Below are 16,082 nucleotides of genomic sequence, written 5' to 3'. Positions count from 1 at the left end.
GCTGTAACGCAAACCACTAGCCGCAAACAAAATTGCAGAGTATGTTAAGTGCAATCCAGTTTGCCGAGTGATGTGCATTACAAGGAGTTTGAGACCGTGACAAGCAAGCAAGACGAGGCGGGCACCGCACCCATGGCGCGGGAAGCCGTGGACCACGCGTGGCTGGGAGACGCGCTCCCCGAGGTTGCGCTCTCCAAGTCGCAGGCGAGGGTTGTGGAAGTCATTGCCCGAAATCCGCAGCTTTCTTCATATGCGGACATCGCAGAAATCGCCCAACGCTCCGACGTCAACAATTCCACCGTTGTCCGTACCGCCCAGCGCCTGGGCTACCGCGGCTGGCCCGACCTCCAGCGCGAGCTTCGCTCTCGGTACCTGGTGATGATCTCCACCGAAGACACCCTTCTCGAGCACGGCGAGCACCGCAGCCCGCTCCACGACGCACTGACTCACGACATCGAGAACCTGCGGCTCACCCTCGACTCAAACACTGCCGAAGACGTCGAGGCCGCCATCGCCGCCCTCGCCTCAGCGCAGTCCATCACCACCATTGGCATCGGCTCCTTCGCTGGACCGGCAAGCGTCATGGCGCACTTAGGGTCCACCATGGGATACCCCATCACGCTCGAAAACCGGGGCGGCGTCCACTTGGCCTCGGCAGCCAACAGCCTCGGCCCCGGTGACGTCCTGGTGGTGGTCAATATGTGGCGGTCAGTCCAACAGATCATCGTCACTGCAGAAGCCGCCAAGCAGTCCGGTGCCACCGTCGTGGCCATCAGCGATATGCGCCGTGGACGCCTTGCTGCAGCCGCAGACCACCTGCTGATCGTCGCCTCGGAAGGAATCTCCTTCTTCCAGTCCGTGACCGCGGCCAATTCCATGGTTTACGGCCTGCTGGCCGGCATGGAAGCAGCCCACCCGGAGCGCAGCCGAACTGCCATCCGGCGAACCCAGCAACTCTGGAAAGACCTGGACATCTACCTGGACTGACGCGGGCTGTTGGCCACCACAGTCTTCCTCCGTCAAGATCCCCACTTAGGAGTACTCATGAGCAACAACCGCCGCATAGCCGTCATCGGCCTCGGATCCATGGGAGGCGCGATGGCGTCAACCCTGCACAGTGCGGGCTGGGACGTCACAGGCTTCGACCCCTCGGAAGCTGCACGCAACGCCGCTGCCGGGGCTGGAATCTCCACCACGGCAGAACTACGCGACCTCGCCGGCGTCCCGTACGTCGTCCTGTCCTTGCCCTCAGCCAAAATAGTCGAGGCAACCGTACCGGTGCTCCTCTCAGCGCCCGGGACCATCGCAATTATTGACACCACCACCTCCGAACCAAGCACCAGCACGTCCATGGCGACCCTGGCGGACTCCCACGGCGCAGCGTTCGTGGATGCGCCGGTTTCCGGCGGGCGCGACGGCGCAGCAACCGGAACACTCAGTGCCTTCGTCGGAGCAACAGACACCGCCGTGGCGGCTGCACAGACCGTCCTCGACGCGCTCACCGGCGGAAGGTACGCCCACATCGGCGGACCCGGCAGCGGAAACGTCGTCAAACTGTTGAACAACGTCCTTGCCGCCGCCAACCTCGTCTCCGTGGGAGAAGCCCTCGGCGTTGCGAAGGCCTATGGAATCGATCCGGCCGTGGCTGCCGCCAGCATCAGCAACGCCTCCGGAGGCAGCAAAGTCTCCGCCGCGATGTACCCCAACTGGGTTTTGTCCGGCACCCACGACTCCGGTTTTTCCCTCGGCCTGATGGCACGGGATGCTGCCCTCGCCATCGACATGGCACGGCAGGTCGGCGAGCACCCCGAACTTTTGGCAGCCGCGGCCGAACAATGGCAGGAAGCACTGGCTGCCCTTGGGCCGGCCGCAGATTTCACCGAGATCGCCAGGACAGTTGCGCCCGCTGTAACTCCCGCCGGCGCCCCCAAAACCACGCACGTCGCGTAGCCATCAGTAACAAAAGGACAGTATTTTGAACATCACTACAGCCCCTCCTGCCTCCTCCGCGAAGACAGCCCGCGATGTCCTGGGCGCAGCCTTTCCTACGGGCCTGGGCGCTTTCGTCGACGGAAGGGTGCTCCCTGGATCAGGCAGCAATGTCACTCTGACGTCTGCGGCCACGGGTGAAGCCTTTGCCACGTATGCCGATCCCGGCACTGAAGGTGCCGACGCCATTCTGGAGAGCTCCGTTCGCGGCGCTGCAGCATGGGGCTCCCTGAACGGCTTCGACCGCGCTGCCATTCTCCGTAACGTCAGCAGGGTGGTCGAAGCCCACACCGAGGAATTGGCGATCCTCGAATCGGCCACCACTGGAAAGCCCATCCGTGATGCCCGCGTTGAAGCATCCAAAGTGGCCGAAATGTTCGGCTATTACGCAGGCTGGGCGGACAAGCTCACTGGCCAGACCATTCCCGTGCCGGGCCCGTGGCACACGTACACAGAGCGGGTCCCGTGGGGAGTCGTGGTGGCGATTACTCCTTGGAATGCCCCGCTGTTCACGGCCGGCTGGAACTCGGCGGCGCCACTCGCAGCCGGCAACGCCGTCATCATCAAGCCCAGCGAATTCACACCTGCCACAACCGTCCGTCTCGCCCAACTGGCCCACGAAGCCGGACTCCCCGACGGCGTTTTCAACGTAGCCGTGGGGCTCGGGCAGACTGTGGGAGCCACCCTCACGTCCGATCGCCGGGTCAACAAAGTCAGCTTCATCGGTTCCGTCCCCACGGGCCGACGGGTTGCCGTAGCCGCTGCGGAAGCCGGAATTCCAGCCTTGTTGGAGCTTGGCGGCAAGAGTGCCAACATCGTCTTCGCCGACGCCGACCTCGAGCGCGCCGCCGACGGCGCCATCTCCGCCATCTTCTCCGGTGCCGGGCAATCCTGCGTGGCAGGGTCGCGCCTGCTGGTGGAACGCAGCGTTCACGCCCGGTTTATTGAAATGGTGGCCGAACGTGCTGCCCGGCTCCGGGTCGGGGATCCGCTGGACGCCGCCACCGAGGTGGGGCCGATTATCACCGCGCCACAGTTCGCGACCGTCACTGCGCTGATTGAGGCCGGGATGAACGACGGCGGCCGCAGGCTCACGGGCGGAACGTTGCCTGAGTCCTTGGCCGGGTCGTCTCTGGCTGGCGGCCACTGGGTCATGCCGACGCTGTTGGATGGCGTGACACCGGCAAACCGCCTGGAGACCACTGAAGTCTTCGGACCAGTAGTCGGTGCCGACGCCTTTGACACGGAAGCCGAAGCAATTGCCCGTGCCAACAACACCAACTTCGGACTGGCCGGCGCTGTGTGGACCTCGGACGTTTCCCGGGCCCACCACATCGCCCGTGAGGTGAAGGCAGGGACGTTCTGGATCAACTCGTACAAGACCATCCACGTTGCCGTTCCCTTTGGCGGTTTCGGCGATTCCGGCCACGGCCGCTCCTCCGGGCCCGGCGTATTGGACGAGTACACGCAGACCAAGGCGGTTTGGGTTCCCACCCGTGCAGCCGGATCCCCCTTCCCGTCCCTGTCCTACTAGCAGGAAGAATCATGGAATTCACCAATACATCCTCCTCACTTGTGCTGCGTCAAGCCTTGGCGGAAGGCGTCACGTCATGGAAACCCCGGGTTCAGTCCCTGTCGGAGAACCTGCACGCCAACCCAGAGATCTCCTTCCAGGAAGTCCGGGCCGCAGAATCGATTACGTCCCTGCTCGCCGAAGGTGGCTTTGACGTCACCCAGGGAACGGCCGACCTTCCGACAGCCTTCACCGCTACCGCGGGAACCGGAGATCTCACGGTTGCCCTGTGCGTGGAATACGATGCCTTGCCGTCGGTGGGGCACGCCTGCGGACATAACCTCATCGCTGGAGCCTCGGTGGCTGCTGCGCTGGCGCTCCTTCCCCATGTGGATGACCTTGGCATCACGTTGAAGGCGATCGGCACGCCAGCCGAGGAGCATGGAGGCGGTAAAGTGCTGATGCTGGAGCGGGGTGCCTTCGACGGCGTAGGCCTGGCATTGATGGTCCACCCGGTCCAGGACGGCGTGACGTACAACCCTGCGGGCACCACGGCCCAGGCTGTGGGCCGCTACGAGGCCGTCTTTACCGGCAAGGCCGCCCACGCGGCCTCCGCCCCACATATGGGCGTCAACGCCGGGGACGCGGCCGTGCTCAGCCAAGTTGCCATTGGCTTGCTCCGCCAGCAGATTCCCGGCGACCACCGTGTTGCCTGCTACGTGGCGGAGGCGGGCCACGTCACCAACATTATTCCGGATCATGCCGTGGTTCCCTTCGAATGCCGTGCCTTCACCCTCCCGGAGTACGAGGCACTGCTCGAACGGGTCAAGCACTGCTTTGAAGGCGCGGCTCTCGCCACGGGCACAACGCTCCAGATCGCTGCCGCGGAACCGCTCTACGAGCCGCTGGTCCAAGACGGGGAACTCGCCGCCCACTGGACCGAAGCCATGGATGCTTTCGGCAAAGACACATCCCCGGCGGCGGGAATGGGAGGGGGCTCCACGGACATGGGCAACATCTCCCAAGTCATTCCTTCCCTGCATCCGTGGTTGAGCATTCCCGGCGCCAACGTCCCCATCCATTCGCACGGCTTTGCAGCTCTTGCGAACACTCCCGAGGCATACGCCGTGATGTTCGAGGCAGCTACTGCGCTGGCTTGGACTGTGGCGGGTGCCGCAACAAATCCCCAGCAGAGAGAACGCTTCGTCAAGGCGGCCTACCGCCGTGAAGCCCTTATCCAGAAGGCAACATCATGAGCACCAGCACCGAAACCGCGCGGACAGACAAGGCCGGAACGCGGCTGACTCTTCCGATTGCCGCCCTGGCGTTTGTCATCGCCCTTGCGGTCCAGTTCATCGGCCAGGCCAAGATTGATCTCGGCATTGGAGCGATCATCATCTTCCCCATGGTCTGGGGCTTGATTCTTGGCCTATTGGTCTCCATCCAAAAGTTCAAGCCGCTCGGCCTGGATCTCCAGCGCGTGGCAGCGGCCCTTGTTGGTGTCGCCGTCCTGCTCCTGGTGGCCAGGCTTGCCTTCAACATTGGGCCCAGCCTGCCGAGCCTCATCAAGGCCGGCCCCGCGCTGCTACTGCAAGAGGTGGGCCACTTGTTGGGAACCATCGTGTTGGCACTGCCATTGGCTGTCCTGCTGCGGATGGGCAAAGCCACCGTGGGCGCCACGTTCTCCCTGGACCGTGAACCGTCGTTCGCCATGGTCTCGGAGAAGTATGGTCCGGACTCCGATCAGTACCGCGGCGTCCTGGCAATGTACGTTTTCGGCACCCTGTTCGGCGCCATCTTCATCACACTGCTGACGTCGCTGGTTGCCAACTGGAAGATCTTTGATCCCCTGGCTTTGGCCATGGGGGCGGGCGTTGGTTCGGGCTCCATGATGGCTGCCTCAGCGGCGAGCATCATTGCCGCCTACCCGGCAGACCAGGAAGCCATCCTGGGCATGGCCGCCGTCTCCAACCTCATCACCACCATCCTGGGCGTCTATGTGGGCATCTACATCGCCTTGCCCGTGGCAGACCGGTTCTACAAGGTGCTCACCCGCAACAAGGAATCTCAGAAGGTTGCTGCCGGCACAGCTCCCCAGGCCCGCACCGCGGCTGAGTTGGAACAGGACGAGGTCCAGGCCGAGGAGAACCGCCGCTTCCGGGAAGAGGTGGCAAAGTCCTCTGCGGCGATGAAGTTGCCCCTGTGGCTTTCCTTGTCAGTCTTGACCGTATTGGGTGTTGGAACCGCTGCGGTGGCCGCGAAGGGCCTGAGCTGGTCCATCCTTGCCGGCTACGGCATCATGCTGGCCCTGGTCCTCGTCAGCCTGTTCCTGGCAAAGATCACCAGGAAGATCTCTGCCATCGTCTTCATCACCACCATCGGCGCGTACATTTCCAGCCCGTGGTTCTTCGGAGCCGACGTTTTGAACGAGGCCGTCAAGACTGTGGACTTCCTGTCCATCGCCACGGTGATGCTGACTTTGGCCGGCCTTTCCCTTGGCAAGGACATTCCGTTGCTGCGGAATATCGGTTGGAAGATCATTCCCGTAGGTCTCGTGGCCATTACCGCGTCCTTCCTGCTTTCCACAGTCATTGCGGAGTTCGCCCTGGGCCTCTGGCACTGACAAACCACCTGGCTGCGGCCCGGACGCCCACCACGTGCGGGCATCCGGGCCGTTCCTGCTGCTGAACAACACGTCAAAATGGTTAGATTGGTGGCATGTTCAGGCGAAGCGCTGGGGGCGCAGTCATCGTTTCTGTTGGCTTGGCCTTGACAGGATGTGGCGCGCCGCAGCCTGCAGCGGCTCCTGAATGCGTGGTGGAGACCAACCTCGCACCAGAGACCGGAATCCTGTCAGGGGTGAACCTGGACTGGGAACACGAGACGCTGGCCGAGTACGCGGCCAACCTCGGGAGGCGACCCGCCGTCGTCGTCAGCTTTTCGCCGTTCCCGATGTCGGACACAGACAACCGCAACGTCGAGGCCGCCGTCGAACAGGTCAGGGGCAATGGCGGCACCCTGCTCCTGACGCTGGAACCCCACGAGGGACTTGGGGAAGTCACCAAGGAGCGGGCTGGGGAACTTGCAATGCGGCTTGACGGTTACAACAAAGCCGGTGTTCCGGTGATCGTGAGGTTTGCCCACGAGATGAATGGTTCCTGGTACCAATGGGGACAGAAACCTGCCGACTATGTAGCGGCATTCAAGGTCGTGGCGGACGCCGTGCACCAATTCGCTCCTGGTAGCGACATGATGTGGGCACCCAACTACGGCGGTGGGTACCCCTTCAGTGGCGGCCAGTACCAAGCTGCGGCGGGTACCGCGGACGCTGTGGCGCTGGATACCGACGGCGACGGAAAAGTCAGTGCGGCGGACGACCCCTACCAGCCCTACTATCCCGGCGACGATGCCGTGGACTGGGTAGGCATGTCCCTCTACCACTGGGGCAACACCTATCCGTGGGGTGCCAATGTGCTGCCTGAGGAGGGCAAGTTCCTGCAGCAACTCACGGGAACGTATAACGGCGCCGGCGGAAACGACCTCGGTGTTCCTGACTTTTACACGGAATACGGCGAAGCGCGGAGCAAGCCGGTCGCCATCCCTGAAACCGCTGCCCTCAGCATTCGCTCGCGCGACGGCGCGGATCCCCTATCCATCAAACAAGCCTGGTGGAGGCAGCTGTTCGATCCCGCAATCCCCCGGGACTTCCCCGAATTGAAGATGATCAACTGGTTCGAGTGGGACAAGCTGGAGGTGGAGGTCAAAGCCGACGTCGACTGGACTGTCGCACAGGACACCTCGGTCCGTGACGCCTACATCGCGGACTTGCCCACGTGGTTCGTGGGTGCCGACGAGCCGAAAGCCTGCACCCCCCGGGCTTCCTAGGCAGGCCAGCACCATCGCGGGAGTCTGGCGGAGGACGGTAAACGGGACGAGAATGAGCTGGTGGTCCCTCCTCGATCCAACGGGGGCGGCGACACCATGAACGACGCCGCCCGGAAAATCCAACGCGTCTACCTCACGCTGACGCTGGGCAATACAGTGGCGGCGTCCTTCATTTGGGGCATCAACACGCTTTTCCTGCTGGACGCTGGCCTGAGCAACCTGGAGGCGTTCGCGGCCAACGCGTTCTTCACAGCCGGCATGGTTCTGTTCGAGGTGCCCACCGGGGTGATTGCGGATGGTTGGGGACGGCGTGTGTCGTTCCTGCTCGGCACCGTGACGCTGGCCGCCTCCACGTACCTGTACTACGTGCTCTGGCAGATCTCCGCGCCGTTCTGGATGTGGGCGGTGGTCTCAGTCCTGTTGGGCCTGGGCTTTACGTTCTTCTCCGGCGCCGTTGAAGCGTGGCTCGTAGATGCGTTGCGCTTCTCGGGCTACGAGGGCGGTCTGGAGTCTGTCCTTGGGCGCGGTCAGATGGTGCAGGGTGTGGCCATGTTGTTGGGCTCGGTGGCCGGCGGTGTGATTGCCCAAGCCACCAACCTTGGGGTGCCGTTCCTCCTGCGCGTGCTGGTATTGCTCGCCATGTTTGCGGTCGCCTTTGGCCTCATGCACGACGTCGGTTTCTCGCCTGAGCGCTCGACGCACCCTCTCCGCGCTACCCGCGCGGTGCTGTCCGCATCGATCGAGAACGGTTTGAAAAACCCGCCCGTCCGCTACGTGATGCTCGCCGCCCCCTTCAGCGCCGGCGTCGGGATCTACGTTTTCTACGCACTGCAGCCGTTCCTGTTGGATCTGTACGGCGACCAAAAAGCGTACTCCATCGCTGGCCTGGCTGCGGCTATCGTTGCAGGCTCGCAGATCCTGGGAGGTTGGCTCGCCCCGCACGCCCGGCGACTGTTCCACAAACGAACTTCCGTCCTGATCCTCGGCGGCGTGGTGGGCGGCGTGATCCTGCTGACCCTCGGATCCACGCGGATCTTCTGGTTGGCATTGGTGCTGCTGGCACTATGGGCCGTGGTGGGGTCCGCGGCGACCCCCGTGCGGCAGGCTTATGTGAACGACATGATCCCGTCCAAGCAGCGCGCCACCGTCCTGAGCTTTGATTCGCTCATGGGTTCAAGTGGTGGCGTGGTGATCCAACCGGCCCTGGGGCGGGGAGCTGACCTTTACGGCTACCCGGCGTCGTTGGCGATGGCGGGCGTCATTGAGCTCGTCGCTGTGCCCTTCCTGCTGGCGAGCAGGAAGCAGGGTGCGCCAGCGGACCGTGCCACTACGTCCGAAACCGAAACAGACCAGGAAACCCGACCTTGAGCACCGTATTCGGTGGAATGGCCGCAAGCCTCGACGGCTTCATCGCGTCGGAAAACGGCGATCTGGCGTGGCTGAACGACGCCATGGCCAAGGACGAAGACTACGGTTTTGAAGCGACCGAGCGCAGGACCGGGGCCTATGTGATGGGCGCCAATACCTACCGCGACGTGTCACGGATGGGCGGCGGTGGATCACGGATCCCCACCTACGTGGTGACCCACGATCCAACGCTGGTGGCCACAGGCAACACCGAACTCTTTTCCGGCGATCTTGGGGATCTTGTCTCCCGGATCAGGAAGTCAATACCGGAGGACAAAGACATCTGTCTCTTCGGCGGCGGTGAACTGGTCACGCAGTTCGTCGAGCATGGCCTGATCGATGAACTGGGCGTTTCTGTGATCCCCGTGATCCTGGGCGGCGGAGTTCCGTTCTTCGGCCGCCTCGGCCAGCGGAGAAAGCTGGAGTTGTTGGAGTGCCGCCATTACCCATCAGGGATCGTGCTGCTCAACTACAGGGTGCGGGCCCAAGGGGCCTGAAAGCGCGACGACGACTCACTCACCTGCAGTGGGCAGGGGCGACAAAAGGGCCTCCTGGAGTTCCGGGCTGACCCCTGGTGGAACGTCGAGTTCCACGTTCAAGGCCAGGAGCGCCCTGCTGAAGTAGTTCCTGGCCGCGGCAGCCAGGGTGATGTCCGCAATCTCGCGGTCGCTGAAGCCGGCATCCCTGAGCCTTTGCGAATCGTCGTCGCTCATTCCGGCGGCATCGGTGCTGAGCTTCACGGCGTAATCCATCATGGCCACGTCTTCAGGGGGCAGCCCGGCGTCACGGTAGTTCCGGGCGATGGCCTGCAGTTGCTCCTGGTCGATGATGGTCAGTGTCTTCTTGCCGTGGGCCAGTCGGCAGTGCGACGATCCGATGGCCTGGGCCGCGGCCAAGGTCACCAACTCGTAGCGCCGGAGGCCCAGGGACGAACTGATGGCCTGGGTGAGTGACTCCCAGATCTGGTACGCCTCGGGGTTCAGGCTCATGGCCTTGGTGTGGCTGGGGACGTAGCCCATGGAACGGGTATCGGCATCGTAAATTTCAGCCGTCATGCCGGTGGCCTCGGCTTCGGACGGCACCTTGAGGATTGACATGGGGGCAATTGTGGCCCTGCCACTGCTTGTTGTAAATGCCCGAAGCCACGTTAGCGGCCCACATAGGCAAGACTGGGAACACCCACTACTGAAAGCGGTTGGCACGTGATCTCCCTGCAGCAGGACCCCCAAGGCTTTATCCGAATGAACAGGCACTTTCCCGCCGGCATTTCCATAGCCGTCATCTTTGCCGACGGAACCCAGGAAGTTTTCACTGGGAAACGCCTCAACGAGATCTACGACGAAGCGCTGGCAGCGTACCGCGCCGGGAACCACTTGGACGCCAAGGGATTTAGCCGGGGCCCCAAGAAAAAGGTCCAGCAGCGCATTGAGTTCGTGCCGGTCTCGCCGGGAATGGCAGGATAGCTAGCTTTTCCCGGAGGCGTGGTCCACGCAGAATGGCGTCCATGGCCGGGCTTCGAGCCGCCCCTCCGGAATGGCTACCGAGCAGATTTCGCACCGGCCATAACTCCCCGCGGCAATCCGCTGCAGAGCGGCGTTGATCTGCTCCAGCCCCCCACGGCTTTGGTCGAGGAGTGCCGACGCCTGGGACAGCTCGAACGCAATGGTGCTGCCCTCGGGATCATGTTCATCGTCCACATTGGAATCCTGTCGAGCAAGGTTCACCGAACTGATGTCGCTTCGCAACGCCTTCAGCAGTTCGAGCTTGCGATCACGCTCTTCCTCAAGGAGGCGTTGAAACCGTTCCACGTCAATCACGGCGGATCATAATTCCACCGTGCCACTCTCGCCAACGCTGAACCGGGTATGGGTGACCTTGGACTTGACCCATTGCAGTACGGTTGCGGCCGTTCCACCGGGGCTGGTCCAATACTCGGCCGACTCCGAATCGACCCGCAGCAGGCAAACCTCCGGGGTATCCGGGCCGTCAGGGAACCAGGCCTCCACAACCTGGTTCCACATCCCGCGGATCTTTTCCCGGTCTGTGACGACCTCCGCCGTACCTGCCACGGAGACCCATTCAGTGTTCTTGCCGAAGGAAACATTGACTCGAGGGTCCAAGCGCACCTGGGCTACCTGGGAAGTTCCCAGCCCCGTAAAGAACCACATATCGCCGTCGTCCTTCACTTCCTGAACGGCCAGCGGTCGGCTGACCAGGGCGCCCTCTTGGTTAATGGTGGTCAGCATTCCGATCTTGGAGTCGTTAATGATGCCAACAACCTTGCTGATTGCCTGCTCTTCAGTCATTCCTCGCCTCACTCCTCTAAGTACCGGGGGCCTTCCCCCAAACGGCCAGCCTAATAGTAAGCCTACTGATTTACTAGGAGGACAAGGAATGTCGCTTTCAGGCCAGGATGGAATGAGACCGGCTTCTCGGGGAATCATGCCGCTCCCTTGTCCGTTCTCTTTGGTAGTGACAGCCGACGGCGGTCAGGCCTGCCCATGGGCAAGCGAAAGCGACGGGAAGTTTGGGGACTGCCATGACGTTGAATGAAACAATCGCCCGCATTCGGGCCGCGCACCTGATGGTCCGCGACGTGAAGGAGTGGGACGGCCTTTCCGCCGGCCTGCTGCAGGCCTATGACACCAACGACGAAGACCTCATAGAACAGTTGCAGCCACCCTTCCTCCAATCTTGGCGGACCGTCACACGGTACGTACTCCGCGACACTTTCGATCAGGCCGGCATCTCGGTCACCGATCCGAGCGATCCATGGGGAATCGCCATCCTGACGTCGGGCGGGAGAAGCGTGGAGCCCATGCTGTGCATTGCGTCCCCAGAAGGTCTGCAAAAGACGGACTCAGCCGGGCTGGACGGCCGACGCCTCCTGACCTTCTCGGAGACCATGACGCATTACTCCGATTGCCTGGCGCCCTTCTTCGCCAAGCAAAGCACGTAGCCGAACCCCCGCTGGATCAATCCCGCCCGCTGAATCAATCCCGCCTCAAGGGGGCATCGATGACGCGGGGAACATACTCAAGCAACTGGAGCCGGCCGTCGAACGTCCGGCTGTCCACCATGTCCAAGGCGACGTCCGGATACCCGTCGTAGATGCGCTCACGCCCGGTCTTGCCGGTGATCACGGGAAAAACAACCAGCCGATACCTGTCCACCAGTCCAGCTGCCACCAAGGACCGGCAGAGGCTCAAGCTGCCCAGTGTGCTGAGGGTGCCGGTGCGTGTCCGCTTCATCTCCCGCACGGCTTCAACCGCGTCCCCGGACACCAACTCCGAGTTGGGCCACACAAGGGGTTCTTTCAAAGTAGAGGAAAAGATGACCTTGGGCATGGCTGCCAGGCCACCCAGGCTGGCGCCTTCTTCCTCCGAGAAACCTGAATCGTCGTCGGCAGCCTGCTCCGAGAGGCCAGCCATGACCCGGTACGTGTTGGCGCCCATGAGGGTGGTGAAGTCCTTCTTTCCCTCTTCTTCGAGCCACGCGAGGTATTCCGGACCCTCCAGCCCCCACCAACCAGGCCACCCTTCGGCGGACGCATAGCCGTCCAGGGAAATGATCAAGTCCACCATCAGGGTTGCGGCTGTCTCGCCCATAGCAGTCTCCTCGGTTTAGCCGTGCGGATTGGCCGTGCGCGGAAATGCTAGCCCCGGACCGATCGGGCGTTCAAGAGCTCCACGCTAGAGCAGGAGGAGGACGAATCCCCCGAGGGTGCTCAGAATCCCAACACCGGTGAGGATCCAGCCAAGGATCAGCACCGTATTGTCGTGGCGCGGTGGCTGGAGCGAGCATCGGGAGGGATGGCAGACGTCGTAGTGGACCACAACGGACCGCGAATCCACGCTCCCGTCCCGGGCAGCGACGTCCAGCAGGACTTTTTGTTCCTCGTTCGCCTGATCCACCCACTGGAGTCCCAGGAATCCCCCGGCGGCAAACTGTTCGGCGTCCGCGGTGGCCCACTGGCACCGGCGCTTGGCTATGATCCAGGCGCTCACCAGGAGAGGCACGCCCGGGACGAACCCCACCCACGTCATCATTTCCAGGATGGGGCCAAGAACATCCAGGGAACCGGCCATGAGTTGATCCTAAACGCAAGAGGTGAACGCCCGGCAGGTGACGTGGAGTCAGACGGTACGGTCCACCCGTGAACGCCACAGTAAGTACACAAAGTACGGAGCACCCACCAGCGCCGTCATGATGCCGGCAGGTATCTGGGCCGGTGCGATGACCGTGCGGCCGATGACGTCGGCCAGCACCACGGTGCAGGCGCCAATGAGCGCGGCGACCGGAAGGACACGGGAGTGCCGTGCGCCCACCAGCGTGCGGGCTGCATGCGGGGCCACCAAGCCAACGAAGGCAATGACGCCCACCGAAGAGACAGCACCGGCGGTCAGCAGCACCGCGACGGCCAGGAGGAGGAGCCTGGATCCGGAGAGCCGGATGCCCAGGACGCGGGGAGAATCGTCGTCCACTGCGATCAGGTCCAGATCCCGCCTCATGCCGGCCAGCACCGGCAAGGCCAGCACCAGGGCCAGCAACGGAGGCAGGACGGAGGCGAAATTTCGGCCATAGGTGGAACCCGACAGCCAGGTGAGTGCCTTGGTTTGGTTGAACGGGTCGGTGGTCACCAAAAGAACAGTGATAGCCGCCGCCAGCCCCGCCGAAACACCTATACCGATCAACACCAACTTGTTCTGTTGAAGTCCGCCACGGAAAGCAAGCCCGAAGACCAGCACCGCGGACAGGGCCGCTCCCCCAAGGGCTGAGCCGGTAACGACCCACGAACCAGCCGTCGGGACAGTGGTGATGACGATGATCGCCGCCAGGCCACCACCGCCTGAGACGCCGAGAATGCCCGGTTCGGCCAGCGAGTTCCGGGACACCGCTTGGATCAGCGCTCCGGCGAGAGCCAGGGCCGCACCGGCGAGGACCGCTGCCAGCACACGGGGCATACGTGTACCCAAGACGGCGCTGACACGGTTTCCTGACTGGCCAGTGAGCCAGTTGGCGAGATCACCGAGCAGTAGTTTGGCATCGCCCAGCAAAGCTCCCGCCACCAGCAAGCCCGTGAGCAGGACCAGGAGCCCGATCAATACAGTGAGGAAGAACCGGCGGGAGCGCAGCCGGGCCAGGGCATCTCCGGCGACACTCAAGCCGGCGTCAGACATCCGCATGGCCAGGATCACCAGGAAGACGGCACCGAAGACCGTGGTGACAGCACCGGTGGGAACTTCCACGCCAGCCTGCGCACCGAAAAGTCCACGAACCAGGACATCGGCGCCGACAACTACGATGGCACCGGCCAGGCCGGAGATGGGCAGCAACGCCCGGTGACGTCCAAGTCCACGGAGTCGCGACGCCAAGAGGCGCATGATCGCAGGAGCGCAGAGCCCCACGAATCCGATCGGACCGGCGATCGTCACCGCTGCGGCGGACAGGACAACGGCAAGTACGACGGCGCCAACCCGGGCAAGGCGCGGATCTGCGCCTGCCAGCCGGGACGCGTCGTCGCCCAATCCCAGCAGGTCCAGCCTTCGGGCGAGGATCAAGAGCCCGGCGATGGCCAAGAGAACTACGGGCGTGAACTGAACCAGCTCATCGGTGCGGGACTGGGCCAGGCTTCCTTGGCCCCAGGCATACAAGCCGGTAGTTTCCTGGCTGAACAGGAGGAGCAGCGCGCTGGTGGCCGAATGCAGGCCCAATGCCAGTGCGGTACCCGCCAGGACCAGACGAATCGGGCCGCCGTTCCCGTTGGCGCCTCCGCCTGACAAAGCAAGCACGAGTACGGCCGCAGCGAGGCCACCGATGAAGGCGACACCACCGGAAAGCAGTGATGGAAGGGACAGTCCAAACGCAGCAATGGCTACGATCGCAAAGTGAGCCCCGGCATTGACCGCCAGGGTGTCGGGAGAAGCAAGGACGTTGCGGGTGGCCGACTGCATTGCTGCGCCGGCCACCCCCAAGGCGACGCCGACCAACAGGCCAGCGAAAAGTCGGGGAACGCGCGAGGCGACCAACACTGCGGTTTCCTGGTCGGAACCGCTGCCGGTGAGCAGCCCCAGCAACTGGAGGGGGCCGACGTCGGCCGTTCCTTGCGTGAGGTGGATCAACGAGAACAGTGCCAGGAGGACCACCCCCGAGCCAGCCACCAGGACTGGGCCGGAACGACGGCCGGCCGCTGGTCCAGCAGCCGGAGCGGCGGGCATGGGAGCACCCACCACGGCCGTGGGTACGGTCATGGCGGGCCTCTTCACAGTGTCGGTCATGCCGTGGGACTACTTGGTCAGGGACGCAACGATTGCGTCAACGTACTGCGTCATCGAGGCAGGCCCGCCGAACATCCAGATGCCGTCGGAGAGGCGGTGCACCTTGCCGGCTGCCACGAACGGAAGCGACTTCCAGACGGCGTTATCCGTCAACTGTTCGGTGAAATCGCCATCGGCGCTGTTGGTGATGTAGACGAAGTGGTCGGCGTTGACGGCCGTCAGGCCCTCGATGTCGGTGGAACCAAGGCCGTAAGCCGGGTCGCCTTCAACTGTCCAAGGGTTGACGAGTCCCAGTTCGGTGTTGATGTCAGCGAGCAGGGATCCCTTGGTAAAGGGCCGGATGGAGACCTTGCCGTCAGCAACCCAGCCGTCAGCGAACGCCACGCGGGAACCATCCAGGCCGGCCTTCTCAAGGTCGGCCTTGCCCTCTGCAACAGCGGCGTCGAAGGCGGCGATGGCTTCGTCGGCCTTCTTCTCGGTGCCTGTGGCCTTTGCCACGAGCTTGAGGTTGTCCTCAGCCTGGGCGATCTGGCGGCTGCCATCAGCGGACTTTACGACTACCACGGGGGCCAGTTCTTCAAGCTGCTTGATGACGGGCTCGGCGAGGTCGGTGGTGGCGACAATCAGGTCCGGATCCAGGGAAGCAATGGTGTCAAAGCTGGGCTCGTTGCGCGTTCCGATATCGGTGGGGGTGCTGTCCAGCTTCCCGGCGGTGACCCAGGCGCTGTAGCCCTTGACGTCCGCCACGCCGACAGGCATGACACCCAGAGTGGTGAGGTTCTCCACCACATTCCACTCCGTGCCAACCACGCGCTTGGCGGGGCCGTCAAGCTTGACCTCGGTGCCGCGGGCATCCGTTACCGTGATGGCTTCACCCGTGCCGGCGCCGTTTGAGGCGGAGCTCGCGGGGCCTTCCGTGGTGCCGCACCCGGTGAGGAGGACTGCCAGGGCAGCGGTGGCAGCCAGTGCTTTGTGGATCTTCATGGACACAGTGGTCCCTTTCGTAGTGT

At 63.3% G+C, this 16,082-nt stretch carries 17 protein-coding genes; 10 read left to right on the top strand and 7 right to left on the bottom strand.

Annotation, left to right across the window (positions count from 1 at the left end):
• Window positions 1-132 precede the first annotated feature (132 nt).
• The 8 genes from FQP90_RS02555 (at window position 133) to FQP90_RS02520 (ending at window position 9,291) form a co-directional block, all read left to right on the top strand.
• Complete coding sequence (locus tag FQP90_RS02555) at window positions 133-987, top strand: MurR/RpiR family transcriptional regulator (protein WP_244296471.1); 855 nt, start codon at window positions 133-135, stop codon at window positions 985-987.
• A 57-nt stretch (window positions 988-1,044) separates the two neighbouring features.
• The gene (locus FQP90_RS02550; RefSeq protein WP_144648175.1) at window positions 1,045-1,950 is read left to right on the top strand and encodes an NAD(P)-dependent oxidoreductase; all 906 of its coding nucleotides are present in this window, start codon (window positions 1,045-1,047) and stop codon (window positions 1,948-1,950) included.
• A 25-nt stretch (window positions 1,951-1,975) separates the two neighbouring features.
• Window positions 1,976-3,523 carry an aldehyde dehydrogenase family protein gene (locus tag FQP90_RS02545; protein ID WP_144648174.1) on the top strand — a complete coding sequence of 516 codons (1,548 nt, stop codon included), beginning with the start codon at window positions 1,976-1,978 and terminating at the stop codon, window positions 3,521-3,523.
• Window positions 3,524-3,534: 11 nt separating this feature from the next.
• Window positions 3,535-4,758 (top strand): amidohydrolase, encoded by a 1,224-nt coding sequence (locus FQP90_RS02540; protein WP_144648173.1) that lies wholly within the window; start codon window positions 3,535-3,537, stop codon window positions 4,756-4,758.
• Window positions 4,755-6,125: a DUF3100 domain-containing protein gene (locus FQP90_RS02535; protein ID WP_144648172.1), complete on the top strand. Its 1,371-nt coding sequence runs from the start codon at window positions 4,755-4,757 to the stop codon at window positions 6,123-6,125. Before FQP90_RS02540 ends, FQP90_RS02535 begins: the two co-directional genes overlap by 4 nt.
• Window positions 6,126-6,220: 95 nt before the next feature.
• The gene (locus FQP90_RS02530; protein ID WP_167510404.1) at window positions 6,221-7,387 is read left to right on the top strand and encodes a glycoside hydrolase family 26 protein; all 1,167 of its coding nucleotides are present in this window, start codon (window positions 6,221-6,223) and stop codon (window positions 7,385-7,387) included.
• Between the two features lie 96 nt (window positions 7,388-7,483).
• The gene (locus tag FQP90_RS02525) at window positions 7,484-8,755 is read left to right on the top strand and encodes an MFS transporter (RefSeq protein WP_208759935.1); all 1,272 of its coding nucleotides are present in this window, start codon (window positions 7,484-7,486) and stop codon (window positions 8,753-8,755) included.
• Window positions 8,752-9,291, top strand: a complete 540-nt coding sequence (locus tag FQP90_RS02520; protein ID WP_244296454.1) for a dihydrofolate reductase family protein — start codon at window positions 8,752-8,754, stop codon at window positions 9,289-9,291. Before FQP90_RS02525 ends, FQP90_RS02520 begins: the two co-directional genes overlap by 4 nt.
• Window positions 9,292-9,306: 15 nt before the next feature.
• On the opposite strand, the gene FQP90_RS02515 is transcribed toward FQP90_RS02520, so the two are convergent.
• Complete coding sequence (locus FQP90_RS02515; RefSeq protein WP_208759922.1) at window positions 9,307-9,891, bottom strand: carboxymuconolactone decarboxylase family protein; 585 nt, start codon at window positions 9,889-9,891, stop codon at window positions 9,307-9,309.
• Window positions 9,892-9,996: 105 nt separating this feature from the next.
• On the opposite strand from FQP90_RS02515, the gene FQP90_RS02510 reads away from it, so the two are divergent.
• Window positions 9,997-10,257, top strand: coding sequence for a hypothetical protein (locus FQP90_RS02510; protein ID WP_144648170.1), 261 nt, complete (start codon window positions 9,997-9,999; stop codon window positions 10,255-10,257).
• Here the strand turns inward: FQP90_RS02510 and FQP90_RS02505 are convergent, their stop codons facing one another.
• Window positions 10,258-10,611, bottom strand: a complete 354-nt coding sequence (locus FQP90_RS02505; RefSeq protein WP_144648169.1) for a TraR/DksA family transcriptional regulator — start codon at window positions 10,609-10,611, stop codon at window positions 10,258-10,260.
• A 6-nt stretch (window positions 10,612-10,617) separates the two neighbouring features.
• The gene (locus FQP90_RS02500) at window positions 10,618-11,100 is read right to left on the bottom strand and encodes a pyridoxamine 5'-phosphate oxidase family protein (RefSeq protein WP_144648168.1); all 483 of its coding nucleotides are present in this window, start codon (window positions 11,098-11,100) and stop codon (window positions 10,618-10,620) included.
• 233 nt (window positions 11,101-11,333) lie between these two features.
• On the opposite strand from FQP90_RS02500, the gene FQP90_RS02495 reads away from it, so the two are divergent.
• Complete coding sequence (locus FQP90_RS02495) at window positions 11,334-11,753, top strand: hypothetical protein (RefSeq protein ID WP_244296452.1); 420 nt, start codon at window positions 11,334-11,336, stop codon at window positions 11,751-11,753.
• A 34-nt stretch (window positions 11,754-11,787) separates the two neighbouring features.
• Here FQP90_RS02495 and FQP90_RS02490 read toward each other — a convergent pair whose 3' ends face one another.
• From FQP90_RS02490 to FQP90_RS02475, 4 genes are all read right to left on the bottom strand, one after another.
• Entirely contained in the window at window positions 11,788-12,402 is a 615-nt protein-coding gene (locus FQP90_RS02490) for a dihydrofolate reductase family protein (protein WP_144648166.1), read from the bottom strand.
• Window positions 12,403-12,486: 84 nt separating this feature from the next.
• Window positions 12,487-12,882: a hypothetical protein gene (locus tag FQP90_RS02485; protein WP_144648165.1), complete on the bottom strand. Its 396-nt coding sequence runs from the start codon at window positions 12,880-12,882 to the stop codon at window positions 12,487-12,489.
• 48 nt (window positions 12,883-12,930) lie between these two features.
• Window positions 12,931-15,072 (bottom strand): iron ABC transporter permease, encoded by a 2,142-nt coding sequence (locus FQP90_RS02480; protein WP_144648164.1) that lies wholly within the window; start codon window positions 15,070-15,072, stop codon window positions 12,931-12,933.
• 9 nt (window positions 15,073-15,081) lie between these two features.
• A complete protein-coding gene (locus FQP90_RS02475; protein ID WP_144648163.1) occupies window positions 15,082-16,062 on the bottom strand; it encodes an ABC transporter substrate-binding protein in 981 nt (326 codons plus the stop codon).
• Window positions 16,063-16,082 lie beyond the last annotated feature (20 nt).

Origin of the sequence: Paenarthrobacter nitroguajacolicus (assembly GCF_007786235.1) — a bacterium.
Lineage (GTDB): Bacteria > Actinomycetota > Actinomycetes > Actinomycetales > Micrococcaceae > Arthrobacter > Arthrobacter nitroguajacolicus_A.
The sequence above is the reverse complement of the archived record's forward strand: the minus strand, read 5'-3'. Positions and strand labels throughout refer to the sequence as shown.